The sequence below is a fragment of the Aestuariivita sp. genome, assembly GCF_021404545.1.
Taxonomy (GTDB): domain Bacteria; phylum Pseudomonadota; class Alphaproteobacteria; order Rhodobacterales; family Rhodobacteraceae; genus Aestuariivita.
Window position 1 is genome coordinate 25,344 of sequence record NZ_JAAWWD010000033.1, and the last position, 22,294, is coordinate 47,637.

23 protein-coding genes are annotated in these 22,294 nt (G+C 61.9%); 13 read left to right on the forward strand and 10 right to left on the reverse strand.

From position 1 onward, the window contains the following. Window positions 1-40: 40 nt before the first annotated feature. Complete coding sequence (locus tag HEP69_RS09390) at window positions 41-352, reverse strand: HNH endonuclease (protein ID WP_290558254.1); 312 nt, start codon at window positions 350-352, stop codon at window positions 41-43. 51 nt (window positions 353-403) lie between these two features. Between HEP69_RS09390 and HEP69_RS09395 the strand changes: the two genes are divergently transcribed. Together HEP69_RS09395 and HEP69_RS09400 are read left to right on the forward strand one after the other, a co-directional pair. Further along, window positions 404-1,738, forward strand: coding sequence for a mechanosensitive ion channel domain-containing protein (locus HEP69_RS09395; protein WP_290558255.1), 1,335 nt, complete (start codon window positions 404-406; stop codon window positions 1,736-1,738). After that, on the forward strand, window positions 1,735-2,907 hold the full coding sequence (locus tag HEP69_RS09400; RefSeq protein ID WP_290558256.1) for a TIGR03862 family flavoprotein: 1,173 nt from the start codon (window positions 1,735-1,737) through the stop codon (window positions 2,905-2,907). The genes HEP69_RS09395 and HEP69_RS09400 overlap by 4 nt, the downstream gene beginning before the upstream one ends. Here the strand turns inward: HEP69_RS09400 and HEP69_RS09405 are convergent. The 5 genes from HEP69_RS09405 to HEP69_RS09425 all read right to left on the reverse strand — a co-directional run bounded on the left by HEP69_RS09405 (window position 2,885) and on the right by HEP69_RS09425 (window position 8,144). Further along, the gene (locus HEP69_RS09405; protein WP_290558257.1) at window positions 2,885-3,469 is read right to left on the reverse strand and encodes a glutathione S-transferase family protein; all 585 of its coding nucleotides are present in this window, start codon (window positions 3,467-3,469) and stop codon (window positions 2,885-2,887) included. The genes HEP69_RS09400 and HEP69_RS09405 overlap by 23 nt on opposite strands. Window positions 3,470-3,490: 21 nt before the next feature. Then, window positions 3,491-4,519, reverse strand: a complete 1,029-nt coding sequence (gene holA, locus HEP69_RS09410) for a DNA polymerase III subunit delta (protein ID WP_290558258.1) — start codon at window positions 4,517-4,519, stop codon at window positions 3,491-3,493. Further along, the gene (gene lptE / locus HEP69_RS09415) at window positions 4,516-5,001 is read right to left on the reverse strand and encodes an LPS assembly lipoprotein LptE (protein ID WP_290558259.1); all 486 of its coding nucleotides are present in this window, start codon (window positions 4,999-5,001) and stop codon (window positions 4,516-4,518) included. Before lptE ends, holA begins: the two co-directional genes overlap by 4 nt. Next, the gene (gene leuS, locus HEP69_RS09420; protein ID WP_290558260.1) at window positions 4,988-7,558 is read right to left on the reverse strand and encodes a leucine--tRNA ligase; all 2,571 of its coding nucleotides are present in this window, start codon (window positions 7,556-7,558) and stop codon (window positions 4,988-4,990) included. The genes lptE and leuS overlap by 14 nt, the downstream gene beginning before the upstream one ends. Window positions 7,559-7,634: 76 nt before the next feature. Continuing rightward, window positions 7,635-8,144, reverse strand: a complete 510-nt coding sequence (locus HEP69_RS09425) for a DUF3576 domain-containing protein (RefSeq protein WP_290558261.1) — start codon at window positions 8,142-8,144, stop codon at window positions 7,635-7,637. A gap of 323 nt (window positions 8,145-8,467) precedes the next feature. Here HEP69_RS09425 and HEP69_RS09430 point away from each other — a divergent pair, with 323 nt between their 5' ends. From HEP69_RS09430 to HEP69_RS09440, 3 genes are all read left to right on the forward strand, one after another. After that, entirely contained in the window at window positions 8,468-9,541 is a 1,074-nt protein-coding gene (locus HEP69_RS09430; protein WP_290558262.1) for a porin, read from the forward strand. A gap of 107 nt (window positions 9,542-9,648) precedes the next feature. Further along, entirely contained in the window at window positions 9,649-10,308 is a 660-nt protein-coding gene (locus HEP69_RS09435; protein ID WP_290558263.1) for a YggS family pyridoxal phosphate-dependent enzyme, read from the forward strand. Between the two features lie 54 nt (window positions 10,309-10,362). Beyond that, the gene (locus HEP69_RS09440; protein ID WP_290558264.1) at window positions 10,363-10,749 is read left to right on the forward strand and encodes a hypothetical protein; all 387 of its coding nucleotides are present in this window, start codon (window positions 10,363-10,365) and stop codon (window positions 10,747-10,749) included. Window positions 10,750-10,754: 5 nt separating this feature from the next. Here the strand turns inward: HEP69_RS09440 and HEP69_RS09445 are convergent, their stop codons facing one another. From HEP69_RS09445 to ribA, 3 genes are read right to left on the reverse strand one after another with little or no spacing between them, the layout of a single operon-like run. Continuing rightward, window positions 10,755-11,249 (reverse strand): L,D-transpeptidase family protein, encoded by a 495-nt coding sequence (locus HEP69_RS09445; RefSeq protein ID WP_290558265.1) that lies wholly within the window; start codon window positions 11,247-11,249, stop codon window positions 10,755-10,757. Then, entirely contained in the window at window positions 11,246-11,752 is a 507-nt protein-coding gene (locus tag HEP69_RS09450) for a hypothetical protein (RefSeq protein WP_290558266.1), read from the reverse strand. Before HEP69_RS09450 ends, HEP69_RS09445 begins: the two co-directional genes overlap by 4 nt. Continuing rightward, the gene (ribA, locus tag HEP69_RS09455; RefSeq protein ID WP_290558267.1) at window positions 11,749-12,840 is read right to left on the reverse strand and encodes a GTP cyclohydrolase II; all 1,092 of its coding nucleotides are present in this window, start codon (window positions 12,838-12,840) and stop codon (window positions 11,749-11,751) included. Before ribA ends, HEP69_RS09450 begins: the two co-directional genes overlap by 4 nt. Before the next feature lie 162 nt (window positions 12,841-13,002). Between ribA and HEP69_RS09460 the strand changes: the two genes are divergently transcribed. From HEP69_RS09460 to HEP69_RS09485, 6 genes are all read left to right on the forward strand, one after another. Next, window positions 13,003-13,689 carry a response regulator transcription factor gene (locus HEP69_RS09460; protein ID WP_290558268.1) on the forward strand — a complete coding sequence of 229 codons (687 nt, stop codon included), beginning with the start codon at window positions 13,003-13,005 and terminating at the stop codon, window positions 13,687-13,689. 355 nt (window positions 13,690-14,044) lie between these two features. Then, window positions 14,045-15,019 carry a zinc-dependent alcohol dehydrogenase family protein gene (locus tag HEP69_RS09465; RefSeq protein ID WP_290558269.1) on the forward strand — a complete coding sequence of 325 codons (975 nt, stop codon included), beginning with the start codon at window positions 14,045-14,047 and terminating at the stop codon, window positions 15,017-15,019. Window positions 15,020-15,093: 74 nt separating this feature from the next. Then, entirely contained in the window at window positions 15,094-15,882 is a 789-nt protein-coding gene (locus HEP69_RS09470; RefSeq protein ID WP_290558270.1) for an exodeoxyribonuclease III, read from the forward strand. A gap of 55 nt (window positions 15,883-15,937) precedes the next feature. After that, window positions 15,938-16,855, forward strand: coding sequence for a thioredoxin (gene trxA / locus HEP69_RS09475; RefSeq protein ID WP_290558271.1), 918 nt, complete (start codon window positions 15,938-15,940; stop codon window positions 16,853-16,855). 27 nt (window positions 16,856-16,882) lie between these two features. Further along, window positions 16,883-17,524, forward strand: coding sequence for an LON peptidase substrate-binding domain-containing protein (locus HEP69_RS09480; protein WP_290558272.1), 642 nt, complete (start codon window positions 16,883-16,885; stop codon window positions 17,522-17,524). Between the two features lie 32 nt (window positions 17,525-17,556). Then, window positions 17,557-17,709: a Trm112 family protein gene (locus HEP69_RS09485; RefSeq protein WP_290558416.1), complete on the forward strand. Its 153-nt coding sequence runs from the start codon at window positions 17,557-17,559 to the stop codon at window positions 17,707-17,709. A 648-nt stretch (window positions 17,710-18,357) separates the two neighbouring features. Here the strand turns inward: HEP69_RS09485 and HEP69_RS09490 are convergent. After that, on the reverse strand, window positions 18,358-19,584 hold the full coding sequence (locus HEP69_RS09490) for an FAD-dependent monooxygenase (protein WP_290558417.1): 1,227 nt from the start codon (window positions 19,582-19,584) through the stop codon (window positions 18,358-18,360). 86 nt (window positions 19,585-19,670) lie between these two features. On the opposite strand from HEP69_RS09490, the gene HEP69_RS09495 reads away from it, so the two are divergent. Then, window positions 19,671-20,999: an amidase family protein gene (locus HEP69_RS09495; RefSeq protein ID WP_290558418.1), complete on the forward strand. Its 1,329-nt coding sequence runs from the start codon at window positions 19,671-19,673 to the stop codon at window positions 20,997-20,999. 110 nt (window positions 21,000-21,109) lie between these two features. After that, a complete protein-coding gene (locus tag HEP69_RS09500) occupies window positions 21,110-22,291 on the forward strand; it encodes an aminotransferase class I/II-fold pyridoxal phosphate-dependent enzyme (RefSeq protein ID WP_290558273.1) in 1,182 nt (393 codons plus the stop codon). Window positions 22,292-22,294 lie beyond the last annotated feature (3 nt).

The following is a 22,294-nucleotide window of genomic DNA, read 5'->3' on the forward strand; positions in this document are numbered from 1 at the left end:
TGGCGGCAGGGGGGCGGGACAAGTCCCGCCCTACGTCCTCTCACCGTTTGCGGCGCCTTCCGGGTACTTTGGAGTGGAACTCCGGTGGTCGCTTGCCGACCCAGGCGATGAATTTCGCGAGGCGAGGGTGGGAACGAAGCGCTTCGATTGTGGCGTAACTGCGCGCAAGCTCCGCCTCGCTGAGCGTGGCGTGAATCTCGCGATGACAGATGTGGTGCAACAGTACCGTTGATCCTCCTTTGCCGCCCTTCAGTTTGGGGATCAGGTGGTGCAGGCTTTGCCGCACCTCCGCCGGAACGGGTCGACCGCAAAGCGGGCAGATCGGATCGCTGTCTTGTGTGTTCGGGGCCATCGGTGCAAGAAAGTGCAGTCCTGGGTCGATGTTTCAAGAGGAGCGGGCGTCATGGAGATTGATCTGGCCGAACAGCCTGAGATCGTCCGGCAGGCCGCGGCCTATATGCTTGAGGCCTGGCAGTTGGCGCAGAGCTGGCTCTTGAGCCCTGCTGCGTGGTCTCAATTCGCGCTCTTGATCGTGGCCTGGCTGCTGGCGGTTCTGGTCACGCGCCGCCTGCGGTCGGCGCTCACACGGCTCTTGACCCCGGAAGACGGCAGCCTCTCTGTGTTGTCGCGGGCACGGATCTTTTGCCGTCGATTTCTACCGCTCCTGTTGCCGCTTCTGGCATTTGTGTTCATCGCGATCGGCGAGAGCGTCGTGCGGTCGCTGTTTGAGTCCGGGGCGGTGATCGCCTTTGGCAAACGGGTCTTCCTTTTCATCGCTGTACGGATCTTTGTCCGCCATATCGTGACCGACCCGTTCCTCAAGCTTTTGGGCCGGTTCGTGTTTGTGCCCGTTGCGGCGCTTTATGCCGTTGGCCTGTTGGGACCGGTCATCGCCCGGCTGGAGAACAGTGTTCTGCCGTTGGGCAACCTGTCGTTCGACCTTCTTGATATCGTGCGGTTCGTCGTGGTGGGCGGGCTGATCTTCTGGCTTGGCCGGTGGTCCAATGACCAATCGGCCAGCCTGATCAAGAAACAGGAAGACATGCGCCCCGCAACACGGCAACTGGCCGAAAAGGCCGCCGAGATCGCGATTTTCGGCGCCGCTTTCCTGATCTTTCTCAACATCATGGGAATCCCGCTGACCTCGCTGGCGGTACTGACCGGGGCGATTGGCGTGGGTCTGGGATTTGGTCTGCAAAAGATTGCATCAAATTTCATCTCGGGCATCATCCTGCTGGTCGAGGGGCAGGCGACCGTTGGCGACTATGTCGAACTGGATGGCGGCGAGGCAGGAACCATCGTGAAACTGACCGCCCGCTCGATCGTCTTGGAGAGCTTTGATGGCCGATGGATCATCGTGCCTAACGAAGATTTCATCATTACACGGGTGATCAACTATTCCGATCAAGGGTCGGCCAACCGGTATGAGGCGCCATTTTCGGTCAGCTATGACACCGACATCAACCTGGTCCCCGCGATTGTGGAGGCGGCGGTGGCCACCCATTCGCGCGTTCTGGATGCGCCCTTTCCGCCCGATTGCGAGCTGCGCGCCTTTGGCGATAGCGGGATCGAGTTCGCGGTGGAATTCTGGGTCAACGGGCTCGATGACGGGCCGAACAAGTTCACGTCCGATGTGCTCTTTCTGATCTGGAACGCGCTCAAAGAGCACGACATCGAGATCCCTTATCCGCAGCGTGTGGTTGAGATCAAAGGCGGTCTGCCATTGGCCGACGTATGACCCATGTGGTGATCGGGGGCGGCCCCGCGGGGCTGATGGCGGCCGAAGAAATGGCGCGCGCGGGCCTGTCGGTCATGGTGGCTGACGCCAAACCATCTCTGGGGCGCAAGTTCCTGATGGCTGGGAAATCCGGCCTGAACCTGACCAAGGACGAGGCGTTCGCCGCGTTTCTTGCGGCCTATGGTGACCGCGCCGATCCCCTGCGCCCGATGTTGCAGGCGTTTGGTCCGGGCGATGTCAAACACTGGGCCCAGGGTCTGGGCCAGACCTTGTTCACTGGTAGCACGGGCCGCGTCTTTCCCGATGTGATGAAAGCCTCACCCCTGTTGCGTGTATGGCTGGCGCGGCTGAGCGAAATGAGCGTTATGCTGCGTCCGCGCTGGCGCTGGACAGGGTGGGACGGCGCGGCGCTTGTCTTTGACACGCCCCAAGGCGTTGAGCGGATCCAACCGCAGAGTACGGTTCTGGCGCTGGGTGGGGCCAGTTGGGCGCGGCTGGGATCGGATGGCGCCTGGGCAGGGCTGCTGAAGGAAAGGGGCTTCGATCTCGCGCCTTTTCAGCCCGCCAATGTCGGGCTGCGCGTGGCATGGTCGCATCATATGGCGCCGTTGATCGGTCAACCGGTCAAGGCCGTTGCGTTTCAGGCAGGCGCTTGCCGCAGCCGGGGAGAGGCGGTGATATCCGCGACGGGATTGGAGGGTGGCGGCATCTATTCGGTCAGCAAACCCGTCCGGGAGGGTGTCGCGCTGAGTATCGACCTGATGCCCGATTTCGCCCTTGAGCAGATCACCCGGCGTCTCACTGGGCCGCGCGGCAAAGCGAGCCTTTCAACCCATTTGCGCAAAAGATTGAAGCTGGGATCGGTCAGGACCGCGCTTTTGAACGAGTTCGCGCGGCCTTTGCCCGTCGACCCCGCAGCGCTTGCTATGGTGATCAAGGCCCTGCCCGTTGCGCATCAGGGGCCGGGGGACATGGATGGGGCAATCTCCACCGCGGGCGGCGTGCCCTTTGCCGCACTGGACGACGCGCTGATGCTGCGTGATCTGCCTGGCGTTTATTGCGTTGGTGAAATGCTCGATTGGGAGGCGCCCACAGGCGGCTATCTGCTGACCGCATGCTTTGCCACCGGGCGCTGGGCCGGGCGCGCTATTGCTGACCGGCTTGCCTGAACCCAGCCCGTGCGCGCGCGCGTTTGCCATAGTCTTTGACATCCGCGTTTTCGACGGGGATCCCCAATCCGAACGCCCAGCCCAGACAATGCACGGCCAGAACATCCGCAATGGTAAAATCTTTGCCCATGAGCCACGGACCCTGAACACGATCGGACAAGGCGTTGAACGTACGTTCAACCTCCCATTTCGCGGTCGCGACGGCGCCCTCGACCCGACGCTCCTCGGGCAGGATCATCGTGTGTTTGGCAATCTGCCAGAGCGGCGCATCGAGATCCTCGTTCAGGTAATGCAGCATGGCATCGAGCCGCGCGCGTTGTATCGTGCCAGCAGGCGCGCCCAGCGTGCCATGCACATCCGAGAGATAGGACATGATCGCCACCGAATCGGTTAGTGCTTCGTCGCCGACCATCATCACCGGGATCTTGCCGGTAGGGTGATACTTGCGGGCCTCATCGCTCTGCGGGCCCGCGTCGATATGGGTGTAGGGTACACCCATTTCTTCAAGCGCCCACATCACCCGAAACGCGCGGCTGCGCACCCGTCCAACAACTGTGTACATGTCTGGTCTCTCCACTATGTGTCACCGCCGCCGCGCCAGCATGGCAAGGCGGATCAGCATCCGTTCAGCCAGCGCCATTGCAGGTGCGGTCTGCCCGGCCGAGCGCAGCCGCAAATCGGTATCGGTGATCAGCACCAGCGCCTCTTCAAGCTTGAACGTGCCCCAGCCCTGGGCCTGTTTCAGCACCCGGTCACGGCGCGGGCCAAAGATCGGCGGGCGCACCCGGCCAATGCCCGCACCAGGCCCGCCGGGATCGCTGGCCACGGTGTGCAACGTTCGGAAATGTCGCAACGCGCCGATACACAGCGCCACCGCATTGGTGCCCTGGGCCTGTAGTTTGCGCAGCAGCGGGCCGATCTCGCCCACGCGCGCTTCGGCCACAACGTTAAGCACATCGTCCAGCGCGGCTTCGGTCGAGGCGGGCGCGCTCAACTCGATCTCATCGACGGTGAGCGGCAAGTCGTCACCGCGCTTGTACAGCGCGACTTTCTCAAGCATCTGTCGGAAATCGCCCGGCCCAAGCGCACGGGAGTAATCGGTCAGCGCCATCATCGCATCGCGCGAGATATCGCGCAGACCGGCATCGGCCAGCATCCGCTCGATCTCATCCCGGCTGGGTGGATCGTCATAGATCCCCACGGCATAGGCATTGGCGTGCCCCTCATAAAGCTTGCGCAGTTTCGAGGTGGCCTTGAGCGCACCGGCGGTCACGACGATCTGCGCGTCACCGGGCTGCCAGTCCTGCAAGGCGGCCTCGACCGCCTGCACCGCCTGATCATTGGCATCCTCGACAAAGGCCACGCGCGGGCCGGGGAAAAAGCCGATGGCCTTGATCGCGTCGACCAGAGGCGCGGCATCGCGGCGCAGATCGGCGGCGGGCATGCGGGTCAGCCGCATCTCTTCCTCTCCCTGCGGCCCGATCAGTGCCTTGATCACCTCGGCCCGGCGCAGCGCGATGCGCATCGGATCACCGCCATAGATCAAGAGACCGGCCTTACCCGGATCGGGTTTGCGAAAATAGCTGGCAGCGTCGCGGGCCGAAAGCTTCATGAGGCGGGCAGGTCGGCCTGCGCATAAAGCTGCGTGGTGATCTGATCGGCCAGCATCCGCATCAGCCGGGTGCGCGCGTCGCGTTCTGCCGCCAATGTCTCGACGGTCGATCCGGTGTCGGAATAGCCTGTGAAATTGTTCACACTGCCTTGCGTGACAACCTGATCGGTCACCAGATCGGTCAACACGTAGTCGACTTTGCCCACCAGATTGAAGCGGGTCACATCGCCGGTCCGGGTGACGGCAAGCCCCTCGGCCCCGACATTCAGATCAAAGGCCAGACCAAAGCGCGCGCCACCTCGACCAAAGCGCGTCTCAAGTTCCCGGACCAGAAGAAAGTCGTCGGGGTTGCCGGGCGCCTCGACAGCCACCTGGCCGCGCAACGCTGCTGCGGTGCCGCCCGGCGCATAGACGGGCGTGAACCCGCAGGCGGCCAACACCAGCGGCAGGATCAGCAGAGTGCGGCGGTCAAACAACAACATTCACGATGCGGCCCGGAACGACGATGACTTTCTTGGGCGTGGCTCCATCCAGCGCCCTTTGCACAGCGTCCACGTTCAGGGCGGCTTTTTCAACCTCCTCCTTGGGCAAATCCTTGGCCACCTCGATCTCGCTCCGGCGTTTGCCGTTGACCTGTACCGGCAGCGTGACGGTGTCTTGGACCAGAAACGCCTCATCGGCCTGCGGCCAAGGGGCATTCACGATCAGGCCTTCGCCGCCCTGATGGGCCCAGATATCCTCGGCCAGATGCGGTGTCATCGGGGCCATAAGCCGGGCCAGCGTCATCACCGCCTCGCGTTTGACGGCATGCCCGGCGGTGGATTTGGCCAGCGTGTTGGTGAAGGCATAGAGTTTCGCAATCGCTGCGTTAAACCCAAAGGATTCCACGCCTTGAGTGACGTCAAAGATCGTCTTGTGCATTGCGCGCAACAGGTCCTCATCACCCTGACCTGGGGTGTCGGGCACCATCTCGGCGATCTTGTCGGACAGCGACCAGACCCGGCTGAGATGCTTGTAGGCGGCCTCGGCCCCGGCGGCGGTCCATTCCACATCCCGTTCCGGGGGGCTATCGGACAGGACGAACCACCGTGCGGTATCGGCGCCGTACTGGTCGATAATGTTGACCGGGTCGACCACGTTGCGTTTTGATTTTGACATCTTAGCCGAGGGGATGATCTCGATCGCCTCTCCGGTGGCCTTGACGGTCTTTGTGTCCAGATCGACCTCTTCGGGCAGATGATAGATCGGGCGGCCCTTGCCATCGCGGGTCTGATAGATCGCGTGTGTCACCATGCCTTGGGTGAAAAGCGCATCGAACGGTTCGGCACAGTCGGCGGGCAAATGCCCGGTGATGTGCATCGCACGGGCAAAGAACCGCGAATAGAGCAGGTGCAGAATCGCATGCTCGATGCCGCCGATATACTGATCGACATTCATCCAGTAGGCGGCATCCTCCATGTTGGTGGGCGTGGCCGCGTCCGGCGCGGTGAAGCGCGCGAAATACCATGAACTGTCGACGAAAGTGTCCATCGTGTCGGTTTCGCGCAGCGCGGGCTTGCCGCAAGACGGGCAGGTGACATTGCGCCATGTCGGATGCCGGTCCAGCGGGTTGCCGGGTTGATCAAAGCTGACGTCGTCGGGCAGGCGGATGGGCAGGTTCTCCTTGGCCTCGGGCACCACGCCGCAATCGTCGCAATGCACCACCGGGATCGGGCAGCCCCAATAGCGTTGGCGGCTCAGCCCCCAGTCGCGCAGGCGGAACTTGGTCACGCCCTGGCCCACACTGTTGGCCTCGCAGAACGCGATGGCGGCATCCACCCCCTGATCGCCGGTCTGCATCTCGTCGCCCGCGAACCCTTTGACATAGTGGATTTTTTCGGTCTTGGGCGGCACATAGGCCTCGCCGCCATCCTCGGGACGGATAAAGCCCTCCTCGCCCGCTGCGGGCACATAGGTGGAGGTGACGGGCAGCCCATATTTATTCGCGAAATCGAGATCGCGTTGGTCATGGGCCGGGCATCCGAACACAGCCCCTGTGCCATAATCCATCAGGATAAAGTTGGCCACATAAACGGGAAGCTCCCACGCGGTATCGAACGGGTGGCGCACCCTGAGCCCGGTGTCAAAGCCAAGCTTGTCGGCCTTTTCCAGCGCTTCTTCGGTGGTGCCGCCCCTGCGGCACTCGGCGGTGAAGGCGGCAAGCTCGGCATTGTCCTTTTCAAGCTGTTTGGCCAGCGGGTGGTCGGGGGAGATCCCGATAAAGGACGCGCCCAGAAGGGTGTCGGGACGGGTGGTATAGACCTCGATCCGGTCATGGCCACCGGGCCCGTCGATCACCGAAAAGGCAAATTGCAGACCGCGCGATTTGCCGATCCAGTTGGCCTGCATCAGCTTGACTTTGGCGGGCCAGTTGTCGAGCCCGTCGATGGCGTCCAGCAGCTCTTCGGCCATGTCGGAGATCTTGAAGAACCATTGCGTGAGCTCGCGACGCTCAACCTCCGCATCTGACCGCCAGCCCTTGCCATCGATGACCTGTTCGTTGGCCAGCACGGTCATATCGACCGGGTCCCAGTTCACGACGGCGTTTTTGCGATAGACGAGGCCCGCCTCAAGCATATCGAGAAACAGTGCCTGTTGCTGGCCGTAATACTCGGGATCGCAGGTCGCGAACATCCGGCTCCAGTCGATACCAAAGCCCAGTGGCTTCATCTGCGCGACCATGTCGTCGATGTTCTGATAGGTCCAATCCTTGGGGTGGCCGCCGATCGCCATGGCGGCATTTTCGGCTGGCATGCCAAAGGCGTCGAACCCCATCGGGTGCAGCACGTTATGCCCGGTTGCCATCTTATAGCGCGCGATCACGTCGCCCATGGTGTAGTTCCGGACATGGCCGATATGGATGCGGCCCGACGGATAGGGGAACATCTCCAGCACATAATATTTGGGCTTGTCGGCGCTGCGCACGGCCTTGAAGACGTCGGATTTCTCCCACGCGGCTTGCCATTTCGCTTCGATTTCGGCGGGGGTGTAGCGTGCCATGATCTGTTAAGGTCCCTGAACTGAAAACGCCGGGTGAGGCACCCGGCGCTGTCTTAGAGTGAATTTCGCGGGGTTTCTAGAAGCGATTGTCCGCGATGCGCATCTGACGGGCGCGCGCTAGGATCGCGTCCTCGACCGCGCGCGCGGTGCCTGCGGAGACAGGACCGTTGCGCGATTGGAGCGAGACGCGCAGCGCACGGGCCTCAAGCGCCGGATCGGTCACATGCACGGTGGCACGATAGGCGCGACCGCCGCCAGGGGGGGTGCCATAGCCGGTCACGATAACGCCGGTAAACGGATCAACCGATTGGATTGGCAGGAAATCCAGCACGTCCAGTGACGCATTCCACAGATAGCGATTGACCGAGACGGTCTGATCCGTGCGGTCCGCGCCAAAAAGGTCCCAGAAAGACGATCCGGTGGTCGAGCCCCCCATCGAGGCGCGCGTGCCGTCAAACGGGTCTCTCTGATCGGTGGGCTCATCCCCAGCCGTGACCCGTCCCAGAAACGAGTTGCCGCCACAGGCCGCCAAACCCATGCACAGCGCAATCATCACTGCGTGCTTGCCCATCTGCGACAGTGCCATCTCTCCGACCCCGACCTTATCTATTGACCCGTGTCCTACCCAAGGCTGTGGGTCTGGGCAAGTGCATACTGTCTTTGACGATCAGGAAGGAGCGGCGAAAAGCCCGCCTTTCAAAGGGCTTTTGTGAATTCGCGGCGAATTGCCCGGAGAGCAGGTTATCGGGTGTCGACCGGGAACTGTGGCAAAGCTGCACCATCCTTGGCGACTTTGTATCCACGCCGGGGTCAGAGCCTTGCGAAAGAAAAGCGAAAGAGCGAAACCCTTTTCCATCCCCAGCCGGATTCCCCGGTTCGGGCGTATGAATAGAAACCGAGGGAAAAACTATGAAAAAGGTTCTCTTCGCAACGACTGCGCTGATCGCGACCGCAAGCGTCGCAGCGGCAGACGTTCGGATCAGCGGTTACGGCCGTTTCGGTCTGGATTACAACGAAGCCAACGACAACCGCCGCATCGACACAGATGGCGATGGCGTTGTTGACACCGTTCTGGACAGCACAAGCATCACCAGCCGTCTGCGTCTGCAGTTCGACATGTCGGCTGAAACAGACGGTGGCGTCACCTTCGGTGCACGTTTCCGCGCCCAGGCAGAAAGCCGTGACAACCAAGTCGGTAAAGCGTTCGCAACGCCCGGCGCAGCCGGTGTCCGCACCGAAGGCGCAACCTTCAACGGCGCACGCTTCTTTGCATCGTTCGGCGGCCTGACCGTCGGCGTCGGCAACATCTTGGGTGCTGTCGAAGCCATGCAGGGTCTGTACCTCGAAACTCGCGCCGCAGGTGCTGGTATCGACGGCATGGGCTTCACCTCGCTCGTCGCCAACATGGCCGGCAACAGCTTTGACTGGGACGCATACTCGTCCGCAGGTACTGGCGTGAACGGTCTGGAAGTCATCTACAACGCAGGCGCATTCGGTGTGCACGTGTCGTACTCCAAGCAGAACGACACGACCACTGGTCCGGCTCCGGCGGCGATTTCTGACGGCGAAGAAAACACAGCAATCAGCGCCTACTACACATTCGGCGACTGGACAATTGCTGCGGGCTTCAATGACGAAGAAGGTGTCGGCGTTGGCAACGACAACGACCTGGCCATCGTGACCGTCCAAGGTGACCTGGGCTTCGCTGGCGTTCGTTTCGCATATGCGCAAATGGACAACACCGGTGCAACCGGCGGCGACTCCGAGAAACTGGGCCTCTACGGCACATTTGACATCGGCGCAGCAACTTCGCTGGTCGCGTTCGTGACCGACGAAGACAGCCCCGGCCTGGCATCCGACGGCACAGGCTATGGTCTGCACCTGTCGCACGACCTGGGTGGTGGCGTTTCGATCGAAGCCGCATGGGTGGAATCGTCGAACGACAACACACAAGTCCAAGCTGGTATGTACTTCAGCTTCTAAGCTGACCGTCATCTAGCGATGAATTTGGGCGGGTCTTCGGGCCCGCCCTTTTCTTTTGCCTGTCATTGATGGCATGAGGGGAGCGCACCTGAACCGGAGGGCTCCACATGTCGCTGACCGAGATCCGTTCCCGTATCCACGCCGCAGAAGAGGCAGCAGGTCGGCCCCCGGGCGACACCCGATTGATCGCCGTGTCCAAGATGCAGCCCGATGAGCGGGTCGCGGATGTGCTGGTCCAGGGCCACCGGATATTCGGCGAGAACCGCGTGCAGGAGGCCGCTGGCAAATGGCCAGGGTTCCGCGAACGGTTCGACGGGATCGAACTGCACCTGATCGGGCCGCTTCAGACCAACAAGGCGCGCCAGGCGATGGAGCTGGCCCAGGCGATCCACACGCTGGACCGTCCGAAACTAGCCAAAGCCATCGCACGGCTGGCGCAGGAAATGGGGCGCTGTCCCGACCTCTTTGTGCAGGTCAATACCGGCGAAGAGCCACAGAAAGCAGGCGTCATGCCCGTCGATGCGGATGCGTTCGTGACGGAGTGTCAGGGGCTCGATCTGCCGGTGCGGGGTGTGATGTGTATCCCACCAGTTGACGAGGAACCGGCGCTGCATTTCGCCCTTCTGGCCAAGATTGCGGCCCGCAACGGGCTGAGCGGTCTGTCCATGGGGATGAGCGGCGATTTCGAGACGGCCATCGCGCTGGGCGCGACCCATATTCGCGTAGGCTCGGCCATTTTCGGGGCACGGCCCGGTGAGCCGGGTTGACCGATATGCGGTTCAGCCGTCTGATGCGACCATTTTTTAGGACGGAGAAATTTGATGCGCATCCTTTTAGCTGCTGTTTTGGGTCTCATGCTGGCTGGGCCTGCCTTGGCCGAGTTTCGGATATCGTTTGACTGGGGTGATATCCCCGACTGCCGGACAGGCAATCCCAACCGTGTGGGAAGCCCTGCTTTTGTGCTTGCGGACGTGCCGGAGGGCACGACGGTGATCGAGTTCCGGCTCAAGGATCTCAATGTGCCCGGTTACAATCATGGCGGCGGTAAGGTGGAGGTAGGCCAGGATGGCCGCCTACCCTTTGGTGTGTTCAAGTACAAAAGCCCGTGTCCGCCGGGTGGCGTACATACATATGAATGGACGGCGACCGCCAAGGCGGGGCGAAAGGCACTTGCCACGGCCAAGGCGTCACGCGTTTATCCTCAATAGCGCGCTCAGATCACAATCAGTCGCGTCTGGAAGGTGATGCGCGGTGCCACCCATGCAAGGTGATCGCGGTGCAGCGCGACGCAGCCTTCGGTTGGAAAACCCGGCCTGCGCCACTGATGGATGAAGATGGCCGAGCCGCGCCCCGGCACTGCTTTTGGCCAGTTCCAATCGGTCAAAAGCACCAGATCATAAAGTGGATCGGGACGGCGCAGTCGTTCATGTCCATATGGGTAAGGCGCGCGGACCATCAGATTGTAATCCTCATGCACCGGATCGTCTGACCACAGATCGCCGGGGCGGATCGGCACTGCCCAGTCGGTGGGCCGTGCCAACCGGTCGGGACGGTAGAGCATGCCGACGATCCGGTGTGCGCCTCTGGGTGTGGCACCATCCCCTTCCCGTTTGTGTCCCGAAAGACCGCCGCGCCCAATCGTGCAGGGCAGATATCGGCCCCGAAACCGCAACCCGCGCTTGGTCAGGACCAGATCCCAGGGTGTCATGCCTCGCCGTCCAGATCGTCAAAATCGAACCAGAGACTGACTGAGCGGAGCCTGTCAAACGCCGTGTCGCAGTCCTGGGTCAGCTGATCCAGCTCTGCCAGCCCGTCATGGGGTGCGCTGTGCAGGTGGCTCTGGAACCCTTGTGTCGTCTGTTTGCCGGATACGATTGCAAAGCTGCCATCGAACGGGTTCTGGTCCATGAACCCATGTGCGAAATGATTGCGGCGCGCAGCAAGCGCCTTGAGGGTGTCCAGCCCGCATGTTGCCAGAGGGGCGGGATGCGTGTTGCGCAGCGACAAAAGCGTATCGAGCCGGCGGCCAAAGGGCTCGGCGCGAAGCCTGTCACGAACAGGTGCAAGCTCGGGCTGTGGGATCAACCGCATGATCAGGCCGCTCACCTCGTTCTCGACCGCATTGAAGGCGACGAGCATACGCCCAAGGGCTTGCGCATAGGCCTCCTTCACCCCGGGGTCGGCCCAGGGGGGATCGTCAATATCGCTCACAGCATATGCCCGGATTTGGCAGCCTTGGTCGCCAGATAGGCGCGGTTATGGGTGCCGTGCCCGACCTTCAATGGCACGCGTTCGGTTACAGTGACGCCGTTGCGCTCCATGATGTCGATCTTGGCGGGGTTGTTGGTCAACAGCCGTACGGCGGAAAACCCCATGGATTTCAGGATGTCCGAGCCCAGCCGGAAATCCCTTTCGTCATCCTCGAACCCCAGCCGGTGGTTCGCCTCGACCGTGTCAAAGCCCTGATCTTGAAGGGAATAGGCGCGCATCTTGTTGGCCAGACCGATCCCGCGCCCCTCCTGATTGAGATAGAGCAGAACGCCCGCCCCTTCGGCCCCCATCTGCGCCAGCGCCGCGCGCAGCTGCGGTCCGCAATCGCATTTCAGGCTGCCCAGCAGATCGCCGGTGAAACAGGCCGAATGAAGGCGCGACAGGACCGGTTGCGTGCGGTCGGGGCGACCGATCTCGATGGCATAGTGCTCCTCTCCGCCATCTTCGGGGCGGAACACGTGCAGGCGACCAGCCTCCGACACTTCCATCGGCAGACGGGCGCTGACGATCTGGGTGAGGGTCGCGCGGTTGCGCAGCACCTCTGCCGCCTCATCCGCGTGGATCAGGGTCAGCCCATGCGCCGTCGCGAATCTGGCACCATCGGTCAGATCGGCGACCAGCGCCGCAGGCAGAAGCCGCGCGGATTTCGCCAGAGAAATCGCAAGCCGGTGCAGGCTTGCATCGCCGTCGCGCCGGGTCTGCATAGGACCCTTCATCGGGGCGTTGAGATCATCGGCGGGATCGGCGACCGATGTGATCCATCGCAGCCCTTCGCCCGCGGGCGGGACCACTCGGGCAAGATCACCGTCATAAGCGCGTGCCTTGAGCGTTTCGGCCCGGCGCGCAGTGATGGCCAGTACCACATCGCCCCCCAGTGCCCGGATTTCGGCCAAGCGATCCGCGCTCAGGGTTTCGGCCGATACGGCCAGGACCGCACCCGATGGTCCAATCAGCACAATGGGCAACCCCATACGCAGATCGCCGCGTGCGCGGGCCAAGATTTCGGTCATGTCGGGTGTCAGGCTCATGCCGCAAAGTCCTTTGTTCTGGGCCGTCCCATAAGCGTTTTTGCGGAAACATGAAACATTTGCCATGTCGCAAACACGTCAGCGTGAAACATATGCAGCAAATCTTGCCGTGGCCTGTGATCGACCGCATGTCCTGTAAGACGCAGACGGAGGACCCGCAAGATGGCCCAACTGAAGAAAATACTTCTGGTCGATGACGACGAGGATTTGCGCGAGGCGCTCAGCGAACAGCTGATCATGACCGAGGATTTCGACGTGTTCGAGGCCGCAAACGGCGCCGATGCGATGGCGCGCGCCAAAGAGGCGATCTATGACCTGGTCATTCTCGATGTGGGTTTGCCCGACACCGACGGGCGCGAGCTGTGCCGGTTGATGCGCAAACAGGGCGTGAAATCGCCGATCCTGATGCTGACCGGGCATGACAGCGACGCCGACACCATTCTGGGACTGGACGCGGGTGCGAATGACTATGTCACCAAGCCGTTCAAATTTCCGGTTCTCCTGGCCCGGATCCGCGCACAGCTGCGCCAGCACGAGCAATCCGAGGACGCGGTGTTTACCCTTGGACCCTATACGTTCAAACCGGCGATGAAGATGCTGATCACCGAGGATGATAAGAAGATCCGCCTGACAGAGAAGGAAACCAATATCCTCAAGTTCCTCTATCGCTCGAACGATGGCGTGGTGGCGCGCGATGTGCTGCTGCATGAGGTTTGGGGATACAACGCCGGGGTCACGACCCACACGCTGGAGACGCATATCTACCGTCTGCGTCAGAAAATTGAACCAGATCCGTCAAATGCCCGCCTTCTTGTCACCGAATCTGGTGGTTATCGTCTGGTTGCATGAGATCCCGCCGCGCGCCCGGGTTATGGCGCGCAACCTCCCTGTTGGACTGACCCGGGCCTTTGTGCTCGGGTCCTTTTTTTTGAAGGAGCGTCTTTCCCAGCCGTTCCGCCCGAACGGTGAGGGGTGCGACATCGATTATTGACCCAGATCAAAGCGACAATCTGGAGATATGTTTAAACATGAATCAACCCGTGCATGTCCGGGCATTGATATGCAAACCTCCCTGTTGGACTGGGCCGGACTTTATTGTCCGGCCTCTTTTTTTGGCGGATATCGGCTGACGTTACGGCGCGGGTTTCCTCCGACCGCCCTCCGCGCCATGGTGCAGGTTGCATCAGCATCGGAGGGCAGCGCAATGAAACGCGCCATTTATCGTGAGTTTGGACATCCCGCAGAGGTTCTGGAACTGGTCGAAGAGGACAGCCCCGCGCTGAACCCCGGTCAGGCGCGGATCGAGGTGTTGCGGTCGCCGATCAACCCGTCAGATTACATTCAGGTCGCGGGCGAATATGGGGTCCGGCCACCCTTGCCTGCCACCGCGGGCAACGAAGGGATCGGCCGCGTGACCGAAGTGAATGGCGAGGGTATCTCTGTAGGCCAGCTTGTTCTGCTGCCCATTGGCGAAGGCGCCTGGCGGACCGAGGTTGTCGGCGAAATTCGCCATCTGGTGCCGATGCCCGAGGGCGATCTGGATCAGCTTTCGATGCTGATGGTCAACCCGGCCACGGCACAACTGCTGCTGACGCAATTCGTGGACTTGAAGGAGGGTGACTGGATCATCCAATCGGCGGCCAACTCGGCCGTGGGCACCTATGTCGTGCAACTGGCCAAGGCCAAGGGCATCAATGTCTGTTGCGTCGTGCGTCGCCAAAGCGCGGTCCCCGCCTTGGAAGAGGCAGGCGCGGCCGCAGTGATCGTGGACAGCCCGACTTTGGCCAAAGATGTGCGGCAGGCCACTGATGCCAAGATGAAGCTGGCGCTTGATGCCGTTGCGGGCGAGACCTTTGGCCGTCTGGCCGAGACGCTGGAAGAGGGCGGCACGCTGGTCAATTATGGCGCGATGTCGCGGGAAAGCGCTCAGATCACGGCAGGTACGCTGATTTTTGGAGACATCACGGTCAAGGGGTTCTGGCTGGTTCACTGGTTCTCCAAGGCCAGCACGGAAGAGCGGATGCAGACCTATGGCGCGCTGACCCAGGCGGTTGCCGCAGGGACGCTGCATGCGCCCATCGACAAGGTTTTCCCGCTGGATGAGATCACCGAGGCGGTCCGCTATACCATGGCGGGCGAACGTACCGGCAAGGTGCTGGTGGCACCGAACGGCATTTGACCGGAGTCCGATCGGTCATGGCATCCCGCGGCGCACACCGGTAGAGTGCGCCGCAAACACCCAAGGATTGCCCGATGCCCTTTACCCTTGCCACCTGGAACATCAATTCGGTTCGTCTGCGCGAAAGCCTCGTCTGCAAACTTCTGAGCGAGGAAGCGCCGGATGTCCTGTGCCTTCAGGAATGCAAATCGCCGGTCGACAAGATACCGGTAGAGGCATTTCAGGCGCTTGGATACTCCCACATGATCGCGCGCGGCCAAAAGGGCTATAATGGGGTCGCGATTCTCTCAAAACAGCCGATCACGGATGTGGGCGATCGCGATTTTGCCAATCTGGGACATGCGCGTCATATCGCGGGGGAGTTGGAGAATGGGCTGACAATCCACAATTTCTATGTGCCGGCCGGTGGCGATGTGCCCGATCGCGAGAAAAACGAGAAGTTCGGCCAAAAGCTCGATTACCTGACTGAGATGCGGGATTGGTTCCATGCCGATGCGCCACAAAAGGCGATCCTGGTGGGCGATCTCAACATCGCGCCGCGCGAGGATGACGTCTGGAGCCACAAGCAGCTTCTTAAGGTCGTGAGCCACACGCCCATCGAGGTAGAGCATCTGGCCCAGACCCAGGATGCAGGCGGCTGGGTCGATATCACGCGCAAGGATATCCCCGAGGGGCAGCTTTACACTTGGTGGTCCTATCGGGCTCGCGATTGGGATGCCGCCGACAAGGGGCGTCGCCTCGATCATATCTGGGCCACGCCCGATATCTCGAACGCCGGACATTCCAGCCGGGTGCTGCGCCCCGCGCGCGGATGGGAAAAGCCCAGCGATCACGCGCCGGTTTTTGCGACGTTTGATCTTTGATTCCCCGCGCCGCAGGCGCATATAAAGCACAACGCATAAAGCCAAGGACAGACAGATGATGGATCTGGGACTTTCATCCGCCCCCGACGCGGGCGACCTGATCAAGGACAGCTCCGAGGCGGAGTTCATGGCCGACGTGGTCGAAGCCTCGCAGACCGTGCCGGTGATCGTCGATTTCTGGGCGCCCTGGTGCGGCCCGTGCAAGACGCTGGGTCCGCTGCTGGAGGAGGCTGTCAAGGCCGCCAAGGGCGCGGTGAAGATGGTCAAGGTCAATGTCGACGAAGCGCAGATGCTGGCCGGGCAGTTGCAGATCCAGTCGATTCCGACGGTCTATGCGTTCCATAAGGGCCAGCCGGTGGACGGGTTTCAGGGCGCGCTGCCCGGATCCGAGATCACAGCCTTTGTCGAGCGTGTCATCAAGGCCGCCGGTGGCGAGGCGCCCGGTGAGGCATTGGATGATGCGGTGACCGCCGCCGAGGAAATGCTGGCCGAAGGCGCGGCGGTGGATGCCGCACAGACCTTTGCCGCCATTCTGGGTGAACAGCCCAACCACCCGGCCGCTTACGGCGGTCTGGTGCGCGCGCATATCGCCATGGACGATCTGGATCAGGCCGAAGCGATCCTGAACGGAGCCCCGGCCGAGATTGCCTCAACGCCTGAGCTGGAAGCCGCGCATGCGCAGCTGGAGCTTGCGCGTCAGGCGCAAAACATCGGCCCCGTGGCCGAGTTGCAGGCCCAGGTCGATGCCGATCCCGCCAATCATCAGGCGCGCTATGATCTGGCGCAGGCACTTTATTCTGAGGGGGATGGGCAGGCGGCGGTTGACCATCTGCTGGAAATTTTCCGTCAGGATCGGGAGTGGAATGACGGGGCGGCCAAGGCGCAGCTCTTTACTATTTTCGAGGCGCTCAAGCCCAATGATCCGGTTGCGCTGAACGGTCGGCGCAAATTGAGTTCGATGATATTTGCCTGATCGTGTGCGCAAGCTAGGTCAGCCGTTATGATCAAAGCCGCCGATTTGCCCGAGACAATTGCCATCTTCCCGTTACCGGGGGCGCTGTTGCTGCCCCGGTCGCGGTTGCCGCTGCATATTTTCGAACCCCGCTATCTGCAAATGTTCGAGGACGCGTTGAAAACAGACACCCGACTGATCGGAATGGTACAGCCCAATCCAATGCGCGGCAAAAAGGACGGCCTTCACCACATTGGCTGCGCAGGAAAGATCACCCAGTTTTCCGAGACCGAGGATGGCAGATATCTGGTCACGCTCAGCGGCATCTCTCGCTTTCGGGTGGTTGAAGAGGTGTCCGGGTTCTCCCCATATCGCAAATGCACCGTCAAATGGGAGGGGTTCGATCGCGATCGCGGACCGGAAGAGCACGACAGAGGCTTTGACCGGCACTCCCTCATGCGTCTTTTGGAGAAGTATTTCACGGCGCGCGGCCTATCGACCGATTGGGAGACGCTGAAGGATGCCGATGATGAGCTCCTGATCAATTCGCTGTCGATGCTTCTGGATTTCGAGCCCGAGGATAAGCAGGCTTTGCTTGAGGCACCATCGCTCCCTACGCGCCGCGAGACCTTGGTGACACTGATCGAGTTTGCTCTGCGTGGCGGGTCGAGCGAGGAGATGTTGCAGTGAGAGAAAACCACCCAGCCGGGTTTGACCGCCACATGCTCGAAGCGCTGATTTGCCCGGTGACCCACAGCACATTGCACTATGATGCAGAGCGGCAGGAGCTTGTGTCCAAAGCGGCCAACCTGGCCTTTCCGATCCGCGACGGGATCCCCGTCATGCTGGTGGACGAGGCGCGCGCGCTAGAGTGATCTTTCCCCAGAACGTGCGGCATCGCCTGCGTTGACGCAAAACGCGTGATACGGCCTGCTCTCAGGCGGATGGGCCCATATGGGATAAGATATTGTTTCCGAAGATGTTTATTGGTGTCGAGGGGGTAATGGACGGTGTTGCGGCTTGCAGCCCGGTGGCATTGTTACCAAGACAGGTCCTGCCAAAAGAAGAGCAGGTGAGCCTGACGTCCAACCTGGCTGCACATCGCGCGCAGTTTGCCTGTTCGCAATAAGATCCGGTAAGCGACACCTGCCTGGCTCAGATGCGTTTTTCGATATCCGGTGATACGGTCGAAACCCGCGAAATCGGCGCGGTGAGGATCTCTCAAGGCTTGGTGCCGCACGAGATCATCAGCCGAAGCAAAATCGAAACCGCGGGTGTTTGCACCGACGCAAGCGGTCTCTCCGAAGGGCATGGAAACGCAGTATCGGCGCGGCTTCGGCGTGACTTTGATCTAATGGTCGGTGTTGTCGAGGATTTCGGTGGTGTCTGCGCGACGTATTTCCGCGCGGAGGAAGGGTATGTTGTGCAAGCGCGCAGGCGGGACGGTCGCGTGTTTCCTCCCGGCGACACATCGCTTCGGTTCTTTGACGAACCCAAGCCACTCAGAATGCAGTGGTCCAGACTTAGATCGGTTTTCCCTGCATGAGTTTTGGCAGATCCCCGGTGAGACCTGCGGCTTCGCGGATGAAGGCGCGGCGCAAGGTGGGCAGGGCGTTGACCACGCCCATGCCAATATCCCGGGCCGCACGGAGCAGGGGGTTGTCGTTTGAAAAGAGCCGGTTGAACGCGTCCGTGGCCAGCGCCAGCGTGGCGGTGTCAAAACGGCGCCAGCGCTGATAGCGGTCCAGAACCAGAACCGAGCCGATATCCTCGCCACGCCGCGCCGCCAGTGTGAGCGTCTCAGCAAGGGCCGCGACATCGCGCAGCCCGGCATTGAGGCCCTGGCCCGCGATCGGGTGGACGCCATGTGCGGCATCACCGATCAGCGCCAGCCGGTCGGCGACAAAGCTGTTGGCCAACGTCAGGTTCAGCGGATAGGTGAACCGCGCGCCAGCGAGCGAAATCTCGCCCAGAAAGCTGCCGAACCGGGGCCGCAATGCGTCGAGGTAATCGTCATCGCTCAGCGCGTTGATCCGTGCGGCTTCGGCGTCTGTTTCGGACCACACGATCGAGCTGCGATTGCCGGTCAAGGGTAGAATCGCAAGCGGGCCGGGAGGCATGAAGAACTGGTGGGCCACCCCGCCATGGGGTTTTTCGTGCGTCACGGCACAGACCAGGGCCGTCTGACCATAGCGCCAGCCGGTGCGTTTGATTCCAGCGCGTTCTGCGGTGCCGCTTTGCCGTCCGTCGGAGCCGACCAGGACCCGGCCTGTGATCCTGCTGCCGTCCTCCAGCCTGACCGCGACGCCGGTTGTGGTGATCTGCTGGGCGGTGACGGATCTTCCGCTTAGATGGGTGATGCGGTCTTCGTGCGCCATGGCCTCAAGAAAGGCGCGGCGCAGATGCCGATCTTCGACCATAAATCCCATCGGGCCTTCCTCGATCTCGGCATGGTCGAAATGCATCCAAAAAGGCGAGGGTCCTTCTCCGGCCCGACCATCCGTGACCTTGATCTCCAGCATCGGCTGCGCGTGGTCCGCAACCGCGCCCCAAATGCCGATCGCCTCCAAGAGACGCTTTGATCCCAGTGCCAGCGCATAGGCGCGCCCGTCAAACCCCGCATCGCCGCGTACGGCTTCGGGCAGCGCGTCGATCACGGTCACGCGGTGACCGTTCTGTGCCATGGCCAGTGCCAGAGCAGGGCCGTTCAGACCGCCGCCGACGATCAGGATATCGCAGTCATCTTCCATGGCCCGCACTATGGGCACGGGACCGGGATTGTCCATGTGCGGTCCTGTCGCTACCGTGGTGCGGACCGGCAAGGAAAGGGGCGATGATGCAGAACTGGCTGAGCATGAGTGCGGGCGCGCTGGGGCGTGGCATCGCCGCGGGCGAGATCGAGCCGCTGGCGCTGACAGTGACATATCTGGACGCTATCGACGCCCATCCCGAAACCCCGCGCATTTATGCGCGCCTCACCCGGGAGCGGGCCCTCGCGGAGGCTGACGCGGCACAGGCCCGGGCCAAGGCCGGACGGCGCCTGTCCCCGCTCGACGGCGTGCCGATCAGTTGGAAAGACCTCTTTGATACCGCAGGCGTGGCCACCGAATCCGGGTCGGCCCTTCTCAAAGGACGCATGCCAGAGGCGGATGCGGTTGTTCTGCGCAACGCCACCGAAATGGGGCTGGTCTGTCTTGGCAAGACCCATATGAGCGAGCTTGCGTTTTCGGGTCTGGGCCTCAATCCGGTGACCGCAACTTCGCCCAATGTGAACGATTCCGGTGCGGCGCCAGGCGGATCGTCATCGGGTGCGGCGGCGTCGGTCGCGTTTGACCTTGCGGCTGCCGCCATCGGATCTGATACAGGGGGGTCGGTGCGGATCCCGTCGGCCTGGAACGATCTGGTGGGGCTAAAGACCACATCCGGCAGGCTGACCCTGGAGGGGGTCGTGCCGCTGTGCCTGAAATTCGACACCGTGGGCCCGCTGACCCGCACTGTTGAGGATGCCGCGCTGTTGCTGGGTGCGATGGAAGGGCATAAGGGTCCCGATCTGCGGGGTGCTACGTTGGCGGGGCGGCGATTTGCGGCACTTCAGACCAGTGTGCTGGACGATATCCGGCCCGAGCCGCTTGCAGCCTATGAGAACGCGGTGGAGCGGTTGCGGGCCGCCGGTGCAACGGTTGAAAAGCTGGCGGTGCCCGAATTGGAGGATGCCATGGCGCAATCGCCGGTTCTTTTCGCCGCCGAGGCTTATGGCCTGTGGCGCGACGTGATCGAGGCCGCCCCCGAAAAGATGTTCCCCCAGATCCTGGAACGGTTCCGCTCAGGACAAGACGTCACCGGGCCCGATTACGTCGCTGCCTGGACCAAGGTCGACGCCGCCCGCGCGGCCTGGGACGCGGCCACAGCCGGGTTTGATGCGGTGCTGGCGCCCACCGCGCCGAACCTGCCCCCCAACCTAGACCGGCTGGGAAAAGACGCCGATTACTATGTCACCGAAAACCTGCTGACCTTGCGGAACACCCGGGTCGGCAATCTGATGGGGCTGTGTGCATTGACGCTCCCCACCGGGGTCCCGTCCTGCGGCATCATGCTGTTGGGTGCTCCCGACATGGAAGAGGCGCTTTTGCGTGTTGGTGTCGCGGCGGAGGCCGCTCTGGCTTAAATGCCACAAATGACTGCCAGCGCGTTCCTTTTTCTGGACGCGCCGCCTGCACACATGTAATTTCATCCCAAACGGGGCGTAAACGATCCCGGTGCAGAGGCAGTTTTTTGATGAAGTTCCCCGAGCGGTTTTCGAACCTACCGGCCTATGCGTTTCCGCGTCTGCGGGCACTGCTTGACGTGCATGCGCCGGGCGGGGACGTGGTGCATATGACTATCGGTGAGCCCAAACACGCCTTTCCCGCGTGGGTTACAGATGAAATTGTCGCGCAGGCCCAGGGGTTTAACAGCTATCCACCGAATGAAGGCTCGCCCGCGCTGCGCTGCGCGATCGCGGATTGGGTCGGGCGGCGCTATGGCGTGACGGTGGATGCCGACACCCAGGTGATGGCGCTCAACGGCACGCGCGAAGGGCTTTATAATGCCGCGATGGCGCTGTGCCCGGAAATCAAGGGTGGCAAGCAGCCGGTCATCCTGTCACCGAACCCCTTCTATCAGGTCTATATGATCGCTGCGATCTCGGTGGGTGCCGAGCCGCGATTTGTGCCTGCGACCGGTCAGTCGGGGCATTTGCCGGACTATGCCTCTCTGCCTGCCGATGTCCTCAATCGGACCGCGATTGCCTATATTTGTTCGCCCGCCAACCCGCAGGGGGCAGTGGCGACGAAATCCTATTGGCAGGATCTGATCGCGCTGGCCGAGCGCTATGATTTCAAGATCTTCGCCGATGAATGCTATTCCGAGATTTACCGCGACACGCCGCCAATCGGGGCGCTGGAAGTGGCGCGCGAAATGGGTGCGGACCCTGATCGGGTCCTGATCTTTCATTCGCTGTCGAAACGGTCGAATCTGCCGGGTCTGCGCTCGGGCTTTATTGCGGGCGGGACCGAGACGATCAAACGCACGAAGCTTCTGCGGTCCTATGCCGGTGCGCCGTTGCCGACGCCGCTTCAGGCCGCTGCGGCGCGGGTCTGGGCGGATGAAGACCACGTAACCGAGAACCGCCGCCTTTACGCTGAAAAATACGCCATAGCCGACGACATTCTGGGCAAGGTACCGGGGTATGTGAGCCCGGAAGCGGGGTTCTTCCTCTGGTTACCGGTCGCGGATGGCGAGGCAGCAACGCTGAAACTCTGGCAAGAGACAGGCGTCCGGGTTTTGCCCGGCGCGTATCTGAGCCAGGACGCAGACGGGGAAAACCCCGGTCGAGGATACATCCGGGTCGCCATGGTGGCTCCAAAAGACGAGATGGCCCGCGGGTTGACCACCCTGCGCGACTGTCTTTTCGCATAAGAT

Coding starts and splice junctions, on each gene's coding strand:
- lptE (WP_290558259.1), bottom strand. CDS start 5,001: ATGTTGTTGTTTGACCGCCGCACTCTGCTGATCCTGCCGCTGGTGTTG.
- HEP69_RS09500 (WP_290558273.1), top strand. CDS start 21,110: ATGAAGTTCCCCGAGCGGTTTTCGAACCTACCGGCCTATGCGTTTCCG.
- HEP69_RS09465 (WP_290558269.1), top strand. CDS start 14,045: ATGAAACGCGCCATTTATCGTGAGTTTGGACATCCCGCAGAGGTTCTG.
- leuS (WP_290558260.1), bottom strand. CDS start 7,558: ATGGCACGCTACACCCCCGCCGAAATCGAAGCGAAATGGCAAGCCGCG.
- HEP69_RS09395 (WP_290558255.1), top strand. CDS start 404: ATGGAGATTGATCTGGCCGAACAGCCTGAGATCGTCCGGCAGGCCGCG.
- HEP69_RS09425 (WP_290558261.1), bottom strand. CDS start 8,144: ATGGCACTGTCGCAGATGGGCAAGCACGCAGTGATGATTGCGCTGTGC.
- HEP69_RS09400 (WP_290558256.1), top strand. CDS start 1,735: ATGACCCATGTGGTGATCGGGGGCGGCCCCGCGGGGCTGATGGCGGCC.
- HEP69_RS09470 (WP_290558270.1), top strand. CDS start 15,094: ATGCCCTTTACCCTTGCCACCTGGAACATCAATTCGGTTCGTCTGCGC.
- HEP69_RS09390 (WP_290558254.1), bottom strand. CDS start 352: ATGGCCCCGAACACACAAGACAGCGATCCGATCTGCCCGCTTTGCGGT.
- HEP69_RS09435 (WP_290558263.1), top strand. CDS start 9,649: ATGTCGCTGACCGAGATCCGTTCCCGTATCCACGCCGCAGAAGAGGCA.
- HEP69_RS09440 (WP_290558264.1), top strand. CDS start 10,363: ATGCGCATCCTTTTAGCTGCTGTTTTGGGTCTCATGCTGGCTGGGCCT.
- HEP69_RS09485 (WP_290558416.1), top strand. CDS start 17,557: ATGCTCGAAGCGCTGATTTGCCCGGTGACCCACAGCACATTGCACTAT.
- HEP69_RS09495 (WP_290558418.1), top strand. CDS start 19,671: ATGCAGAACTGGCTGAGCATGAGTGCGGGCGCGCTGGGGCGTGGCATC.
- HEP69_RS09430 (WP_290558262.1), top strand. CDS start 8,468: ATGAAAAAGGTTCTCTTCGCAACGACTGCGCTGATCGCGACCGCAAGC.
- HEP69_RS09460 (WP_290558268.1), top strand. CDS start 13,003: ATGGCCCAACTGAAGAAAATACTTCTGGTCGATGACGACGAGGATTTG.
- HEP69_RS09490 (WP_290558417.1), bottom strand. CDS start 19,584: ATGGAAGATGACTGCGATATCCTGATCGTCGGCGGCGGTCTGAACGGC.
- HEP69_RS09445 (WP_290558265.1), bottom strand. CDS start 11,249: ATGACACCCTGGGATCTGGTCCTGACCAAGCGCGGGTTGCGGTTTCGG.
- trxA (WP_290558271.1), top strand. CDS start 15,938: ATGATGGATCTGGGACTTTCATCCGCCCCCGACGCGGGCGACCTGATC.
- holA (WP_290558258.1), bottom strand. CDS start 4,519: ATGAAGCTTTCGGCCCGCGACGCTGCCAGCTATTTTCGCAAACCCGAT.
- ribA (WP_290558267.1), bottom strand. CDS start 12,840: ATGAGCCTGACACCCGACATGACCGAAATCTTGGCCCGCGCACGCGGC.
- HEP69_RS09480 (WP_290558272.1), top strand. CDS start 16,883: ATGATCAAAGCCGCCGATTTGCCCGAGACAATTGCCATCTTCCCGTTA.
- HEP69_RS09405 (WP_290558257.1), bottom strand. CDS start 3,469: ATGTACACAGTTGTTGGACGGGTGCGCAGCCGCGCGTTTCGGGTGATG.